Source organism: Pseudoalteromonas sp. Z1A8, from assembly GCF_011378855.1.
Lineage (GTDB): Bacteria > Pseudomonadota > Gammaproteobacteria > Enterobacterales > Alteromonadaceae > Pseudoalteromonas.
Genome location: NZ_WTLB01000091.1, coordinates 1 through 7,180, shown reverse-complemented (window position 1 = coordinate 7,180; position 7,180 = coordinate 1). Strand labels below are relative to the sequence as shown.

Here is a 7,180-nt window from a genome sequence, read left to right as displayed (position 1 = left end):
AATAAATAGCTGATCTATTTTACTTGCTAAAACAACCCATTTCTTTGTTGTAAATTTCGCAAAGGGAACAACCATTTACATCAATTTACGCCTAGAACTGAATTATTTTTTCGGCGTAAAATTTAGATCACAAAATTAATGGAATTGGTATAATATTGGATATAAATAATAAAATTAGTATTTGAAGATTTAGATGATAAAAATTTAGAGTTTCAGAATGAAGATATTTATTAGAAGGTATTTTATAAGCAGAGTGCTTAATATAAAGATGGTGCCCGAGGCCGGACTTGAACCGGCACGACTTGTTAGTCGAGGGATTTTAAATCCCTTGTGTCTACCAATTCCACCACTCGGGCATCGAGTTTGCTAATTAAAGCGTGTGGAGTAAATTATATGGAGGCGGAACCCGGAGTCGAACCGAGGTAAACGGATTTGCAATCCGGTGCATGGCCACTCTGCCATTCCGCCTAAATGTGTCCAAATAATTTGGAGCGGTACACGAGGCTCGAACTCGTGACCTCGACCTTGGCAAGGTCGCGCTCTACCAACTGAGCTAGTACCGCAAAATACTGTTTTATCAACTTTAAATTATCTTGGTAAAATAACTTAAAGTGGTGCCCGAGGCCGGACTTGAACCGGCACGACTTGTTAGTCGAGGGATTTTAAATCCCTTGTGTCTACCAATTCCACCACTCGGGCATCGAGTTTGCTATTAAAAGCAAGTGGATAAAACTAATATGGAGCGGTACACGAGGCTCGAACTCGTGACCTCGACCTTGGCAAGGTCGCGCTCTACCAACTGAGCTAGTACCGCATCATATTAATTCTAAATTAATCATTTTATAAATTACACTTGGTAATGCAATTAAACCACAAAGTGGTGCCCGAGGCCGGACTTGAACCGGCACGACTTGTTAGTCGAGGGATTTTAAATCCCTTGTGTCTACCAATTCCACCACTCGGGCATCGAGTTTGCTAATTAAAGCGTGTGGAGTGTTGAAATGGAGGCGGAACCCGGAGTCGAACCGAGGTAAACGGATTTGCAATCCGGTGCATGGCCACTCTGCCATTCCGCCCCAGTACGGGGTATTAACCTTGAGATAAACTTGGAGCGGTACACGAGGCTCGAACTCGTGACCTCGACCTTGGCAAGGTCGCGCTCTACCAACTGAGCTAGTACCGCATTTTATTTATCAATTAATTGAATAAGCACATGATGATTTATGTGAACATTCAGGTAACTGATTAATTACCGTTTCGTTTATCTCGGGGGCTATGCCCTCTCAACACGGACGCATTCTACAGAGATTATTAAACGCGTCAATACAAAAAATGCTAGTTTTGAACTGTTTGCTTGTTTTTTATCTAAAACGGTGCGTTATTATACATTTAGAGTTAATTTTTAGTCAATTCACCCCATGCTGCACGTAAGTATTGCATCATAGAACTCAAGGTTAAAAAGGTCGCAATATACAATAATGCAAAACTTAAATAGTTCATCCAGGTATCGTATTGCCAAATCAAACCGATAATGGCTAACATTTGTGCAGCCGTCTTTATTTTACCCATGTTTGATACAGCAACATTACCACGCTTACCCTGCTCTGCCATCCATTCACGAAGTGCAGATATAATAATTTCACGACTTATAATAATAAGTGCGGGTATTGTCATATACATTGATTGGTACTGATCAGCTAGTGCAACAAGCGCAGCACATACCATTACTTTATCAGCAACAGGATCTAAAAAAGCACCAAAGGGGGTTGATTGCTCAAGCTTTCTTGCTAAATAACCGTCTAATATATCGGTGATCGATGCAAGCCAAAAAATAAAGGCGGCAGCAAAAAAAGCCCAGCTATAAGGCAAATAAAATATCACCAAAAAAACGGGGATAAGAAAAATTCTAAATGTTGTAAGTGTGTTTGGAATATTCCACATAACTACTTGGATATGTCTTTTTTGCTATATTCGCATGAAGGGCTAGCCCTTGTCATGCAAATGGTTAAATATCTTCTCAGCCATGTCAGGGCTGATCCCAGGAACTTTCTTTAACTGTTCTATATTAGCAGCTTTTACTCCCTGCATGCCCCCTAAATATTTTAATAATGTTTGGCGACGTGTAGAACCTACTCCATTTATTTCTTCTAATAGTGATTGTGTACGTTGTTTTTGGCGTTTGTTACGGTGTCCTGCTATAGCAAAACGATGAGACTCATCTCGTATATGTTGAATCAAATGAAGTGCTGGTGCATCGGAATCCATTGGTATTGTTTTTCGACCACCATCAATTAACAGGGTTTCAAGACCAGGTTTGCGGCTAGTCCCTTTTGCAACACCCACTAATAAAGGCATCTTTGTATGCGGCCAATTAGAAAAGTACTGCTCAGCGCGCCCTAGTTGCCCTTTACCACCATCAATAAAGATAACATCAGGGATTTTGTCTTCGTCTACTAACTTGTTGTAGCGTTTGTTGAGTGCAAATTCCATGGCAGCATAATCATCACCACCGGTTATGCCCGTTACATTGTAACGCCTGTACTCTTTTGTATTTGGTCCTTGTGAATCAAATACAACACAACTTGCGACGGTGTTCTCCCCCATGGTGTGGCTTATATCAAAACACTCCATTCGGGTTATATCGTCAAGTCGCAGTGTTGCTTTTAACTGTGCATAACGTTTATTAATAGAGTCTTGAGTACTTTGCTTAACGGCAATACTGTTTAAAGCATTTTTATTCGCTAATTGTAAGTATTGAGCGCGTTCACCACGAGTAACTACTTTAAATGTTACTTTGCGTTCACTTACTTGTGTAAGTGCCTCACCTAATGCTTCACTCTCTTCTATTTCAAACGGTAGTATAATTTCTTTTGCAATTCGCCCTGTAGCACCCGGCGCTAAATAATACTGCCCTAAAAATGAAGTCAGTATTTCTTGTTCACTCGAGTCTTTAGGGACTTTTGGAAAATAGGTTTTACTACCCAGTACTTTATGATCGCGGATCATTAATAAATGAATGCCGTTTAACCCGTTTAAATGCGCAAAACCGACTACATCCATTTCTGCAAAGTTACCCGAAATAGACTGTTGCTCCTGCATTTTACGAAGTAGCATTATTTGATCGCGAACTTTTGCCGCCAGTTCAAAGTTTAATTGCTGGCTAGCTGCTTCCATTTTTTTTATTAAATCAGCAATAACTTCGTGAGATTTACCCGTTAAAAACTTACGAACATAATCAACCTGCTCACTGTAATCATCATCCGTTACTTTATTAACGCACGGAGCTGAGCAACGCTTAAGCTGATATTGTAGGCACGGACGACTTCTAGCACGGTAATAAGCATCTTCACATTGGCGAACAGGAAAGATTTTTTGCATTAGGCGCAAGCTTTCAGATACCGCACCAGCACTTGGGAAAGGCCCAAAGTACTCACCTTTAATTTTACGACTTCCACGATGAAACGCTAAACGAGGATGCTTATGATTAGTCAGTAAAATATAAGGATACGACTTATCGTCGCGCAATAATATGTTATAGCGAGGCTGGTATTTTTTTATTAGGTTATTTTCAAGCAGCAGTGCTTCGGTTTCGGTATTGGTAAGCGTGACTTCAATATCACAAATATTATTTACTAATACGCGTGTTTTGCTATCGGTAATATTACTTCTAAAGTAACTACTTACACGTTTTTTTAAGTGCTTGGCTTTACCAACATAAATAACTTGGCTGTCACTATCAAGCATGCGGTATACACCGGGCTCGCTTGATAGCGTTTTAAGAAAATGTACGTGATCAAATTCAGACATAAATTATAGGTTAGTACGAAATATCTATATCAATCATTTTATGACGAATAGCTAAATGGGTAAGCTCAACATCACCACCTACATTTAACTTTTCAAACATACGGTAGCGATAGCTATTTACTGTTTTAGAACTTAGATTTAAACGCTCTGCTATATCTTGTGCTTTCTCACCTTTGGTGATCATGAGCATAATTTGCAGCTCTCGCTCAGATAAACTCTGAAAAGGATTTTCGTCTGTACGGCCTGTCACTTGCGCAAGTGCTATTTGTTGTGCAATTTCTGGTGCAATATAACGCTGCCCCGCATGAACGCAGCGAATAGCGCGTACCATTTCATCAGAGCCCGCACCTTTAGTTAAAAAGCCGTGTGCACCAATTTGCATTACTTTGCTTGGAAACGGGTCTTCGCAATTAACGGTAAGCACAATAATTTTTACATCTGGGCAGTAACGACAAATCTTTTTAGTCGCCTCTAATCCACCCATTCCTGGCATGTTCATATCCATAAGTACTATGTTAGGTGAGTGCTGACGACAAAATTGTACCGCCTGCTCGCCATCTTTAGCTTCACCTACTACTTTAAACCCTCGTACGTCATCAAGAATACGCTTGATACCTGTTCGTACAAGTTCATGGTCATCAACTAAAAGTACATTAATCAATGGAACATCCTCACTTACCTAACAACATGCAATTTAATTAAATTAATTTGCCACAGTAACATACATAAAGCGAAACAATAACTAATATTATTGCCCCGCTCTAATAGTTTAAGATGACGATTTTTCGCTAAATCGGTCAACCCATAATGCAATGATACCATCACCTGTTACATTACACGCAGTACCAAAGCTATCTTGTGCTAAATAAAGTGCAATCATTAATGCAACCGCGCCTTCGTTAAACCCAAGCATGCTTGTTAATAGCCCAAGTGCCGACATAACCGCGCCACCTGGCGCACCAGGTGCTGCAATCATTACTACACCTAACATCATAATAAACGGCAACATACCTACTAATGAAGGCACTACCATGCTCGGCGATAAAAACATAACAGCCATAGCACAGGTTACAATTGTAATTGTAGAGCCCGATAAATGAATAGTCGCGCAAAGTGGTACAGTAAAGTTAGCTACGTCCTCTTTTACGCCATTCGACTTACTTGATTGTAGCGATACTGGAATTGTTGCAGCGCTAGACATTGTGCCCAAAGCGGTAAAGTACGCTGGTAGCATATTTTTAACTAATTCGATTGGATTACGCTTTAGTAATATACCTGTCGCTATATATAAAACGCTTAGCCATAACCAATGCATAACAAGCGCTGCAATTAAAACTACACCAAATGTTTGCAATGTATCAACCACAGTGCCCGCTACCGTCATTTCGGCAAATACGCCAGCAATGTAAAATGGTAAAGCTGGAATAATTACTTTCGAAAGTAAACCATCAACTACATCACGACCCTGATCAGACACCTTTTTAAGCGTATCAAGCTCTAGCTGGCTCATGCCTATGCCAAATACAAAAGCAGTAACAAGTGCAGTCATAACGCCCATAAGTGGCGGGATTTCTAAATCAATAAAACTACCAATCTCGGTTGCTACTTCAGCTTCAAACGTAATACCACCGCTTAAAAATGGAATTACGGCACTCACTAATAAAAATGCAAGCGTACCGGCAATAATGGTAGAGCTGTAAGCAAAGCCAACTGTTTTACCAAGTAAATGCCCAGACCCTTTTGGAAGGCCAGCAATACCCGATGCAATAAAAAATAAAATAATAAGAGGAATGGTAAAGGAGATAATTTGACCAATTAGCTCTTTTACTGTGAATAAAAGTTCAACACCAGTGATAGGTACGTAGAGTCCGACCAAAATACCGGCCACAATACCGGCAATTAATTTTAAGATTAACTTCATTTTGATTGCTTAATTGAATTTAGATACGTGTTTTTATCATGTTTTAGGCACATTGTGTGATAAAACTATTCAAGTTACATTCATATGCACAAATAACACACAAATGCGGTTCAATTTAACCTCTCTTTTGCATATTTTTTAATTTAGCTGAATTCTTACTCTTTAAATTTTGAATTTAGCCCGCACCTTTAATAACTAAAGCACCGTAAATAATTGATTTTTATTTCACCAGGTTATAAGCCCAATAGATATATGTTATAGCCAAACTTTACTTTAGTTTTTTTAAACTCACAGTAAAGTGTGTGTATATAGTTAGTAGCAAAGGCTATTAGCACGTTGATCAGATTGTATCCAAAGGAACATTATGTCTACTATTTTTGAAGATAACTCACTAACTATTGGTAATACGCCGCTAGTAAAACTTAACCGTGTTACGGGTGGGAATGTATACGCTAAAGTTGAATCTCGTAATCCAAGCTTTAGTATCAAATGCCGTATTGGTGCATCAATGATTTGGGAAGCTGAAAAATCAGGTCAGCTTGTTGAAGGTAAAGAACTTATTGAGCCAACATCAGGTAACACCGGTATTGCACTTGCTTTTGTTGCAGCTGCACGTGGTTACAAGTTAACACTTACTATGCCTAACACTATGAGCCTAGAACGTCGCAAGCTATTAAAAGCACTAGGTGCAAACCTAGTACTTACCGACGGTGCTAAAGGTATGAATGGTGCAATTGAAAAAGCAAAAGAAATTCAAGCAACCGCACCTGATAAGTATATTTTATTACAACAATTTGAAAATCCTGCAAACCCTAAAATTCACTTTGAAACAACAGGCCCAGAAATTTACGATGCGCTTGACGGCAAAGTAGACTTTTTTGTGGCGGGTGTTGGCACTGGTGGTACTATTACAGGTGTTAGTCGTTACCTTAAAACAGAAAAAGGTTTAAACGTTAAGTCTATCGCTGTAGAGCCAACTAACTCTCCCGTTATTAGCCAAACGCTTGCCGGTGAAGAAATTAAACCAGGTCCTCATAAAATTCAAGGTATTGGTGCAGGCTTCATTCCTGGTAACCTAGATATGGATTTGATTGATGCAGCAGAGCTTGTATCTAATGAAGATGCAATTGCAATGTCGCATCAGTTAATGAAAAAAGAAGGTATTTTAGTCGGTATTTCATCTGGTGCAGCGGTTGTTGCCGCTAAGCGAATTGCTGAAAAGCCTGAAAATGCTGATAAAAACATTGTTGTTATCCTACCTAGTGCCACTGAGCGTTACTTATCAAGCCCAATGTTTGATGAAGAGTTTAGTGAGCAAGAACTAGTGCAATAATTAATTTTATTACGTTTTAAAAGGATGCTTTAGGCATAATGCCGATCATTTAAGAAATAGTTAATAGCACTTGAACGATCTTCTAGGTATGTAAGAATCCGAATTCTTTTGTAGAATTC

At 39.3% G+C, this 7,180-nt stretch carries 5 protein-coding genes and 8 tRNA genes; 1 reads left to right on the top strand and 12 read right to left on the bottom strand.

The genetic code is table 11. From position 1 onward, the window contains the following. Window positions 1–269: 269 nt before the first annotated feature. The 12 genes from GQR55_RS19390 to GQR55_RS19335 form a co-directional block, all read right to left on the bottom strand. Window positions 270–356 (bottom strand) — tRNA-Leu (locus GQR55_RS19390). 38 nt (window positions 357–394) lie between these two features. Beyond that, window positions 395–468 (bottom strand) — tRNA-Cys (locus tag GQR55_RS19385). Between the two features lie 19 nt (window positions 469–487). Continuing rightward, window positions 488–563 (bottom strand) — tRNA-Gly (locus tag GQR55_RS19380). A gap of 49 nt (window positions 564–612) precedes the next feature. Next, window positions 613–699: transfer RNA gene (locus GQR55_RS19375), tRNA-Leu, on the bottom strand. Window positions 700–738: 39 nt separating this feature from the next. Continuing rightward, window positions 739–814, bottom strand: a tRNA-Gly gene (locus GQR55_RS19370). Between the two features lie 64 nt (window positions 815–878). Then, window positions 879–965 (bottom strand) — tRNA-Leu (locus GQR55_RS19365). Between the two features lie 37 nt (window positions 966–1,002). Next, window positions 1,003–1,076: transfer RNA gene (locus GQR55_RS19360), tRNA-Cys, on the bottom strand. 31 nt (window positions 1,077–1,107) lie between these two features. Beyond that, window positions 1,108–1,183, bottom strand: a tRNA-Gly gene (locus GQR55_RS19355). Window positions 1,184–1,395: 212 nt separating this feature from the next. Then, window positions 1,396–1,941, bottom strand: coding sequence for a CDP-diacylglycerol--glycerol-3-phosphate 3-phosphatidyltransferase (gene pgsA / locus GQR55_RS19350; RefSeq protein WP_166421890.1), 546 nt, complete (start codon window positions 1,939–1,941; stop codon window positions 1,396–1,398). Window positions 1,942–1,983: 42 nt separating this feature from the next. After that, window positions 1,984–3,807 carry an excinuclease ABC subunit UvrC gene (gene uvrC / locus GQR55_RS19345; RefSeq protein ID WP_166421889.1) on the bottom strand — a complete coding sequence of 608 codons (1,824 nt, stop codon included), beginning with the start codon at window positions 3,805–3,807 and terminating at the stop codon, window positions 1,984–1,986. A 10-nt stretch (window positions 3,808–3,817) separates the two neighbouring features. Continuing rightward, window positions 3,818–4,468: a UvrY/SirA/GacA family response regulator transcription factor gene (uvrY, locus tag GQR55_RS19340; protein WP_149594787.1), complete on the bottom strand. Its 651-nt coding sequence runs from the start codon at window positions 4,466–4,468 to the stop codon at window positions 3,818–3,820. Window positions 4,469–4,576: 108 nt separating this feature from the next. Next, the gene (locus GQR55_RS19335) at window positions 4,577–5,728 is read right to left on the bottom strand and encodes a dicarboxylate/amino acid:cation symporter (protein ID WP_166421888.1); all 1,152 of its coding nucleotides are present in this window, start codon (window positions 5,726–5,728) and stop codon (window positions 4,577–4,579) included. Window positions 5,729–6,092: 364 nt separating this feature from the next. Here GQR55_RS19335 and cysK point away from each other — a divergent pair, with 364 nt between their 5' ends. After that, a complete protein-coding gene (gene cysK, locus GQR55_RS19330; protein ID WP_166421887.1) occupies window positions 6,093–7,061 on the top strand; it encodes a cysteine synthase A in 969 nt (322 codons plus the stop codon). Window positions 7,062–7,180 lie beyond the last annotated feature (119 nt).

Excerpts from the sequence above, each read along its gene's own strand:
- cysK (WP_166421887.1), top strand. The coding sequence starts at position 6,093 with ATGTCTACTATTTTTGAAGATAACTCACTAACTATTGGTAATACGCCG.
- uvrC (WP_166421889.1), bottom strand. The coding sequence starts at position 3,807 with ATGTCTGAATTTGATCACGTACATTTTCTTAAAACGCTATCAAGCGAG.
- pgsA (WP_166421890.1), bottom strand. The coding sequence starts at position 1,941 with ATGTGGAATATTCCAAACACACTTACAACATTTAGAATTTTTCTTATC.
- GQR55_RS19335 (WP_166421888.1), bottom strand. The coding sequence starts at position 5,728 with ATGAAGTTAATCTTAAAATTAATTGCCGGTATTGTGGCCGGTATTTTG.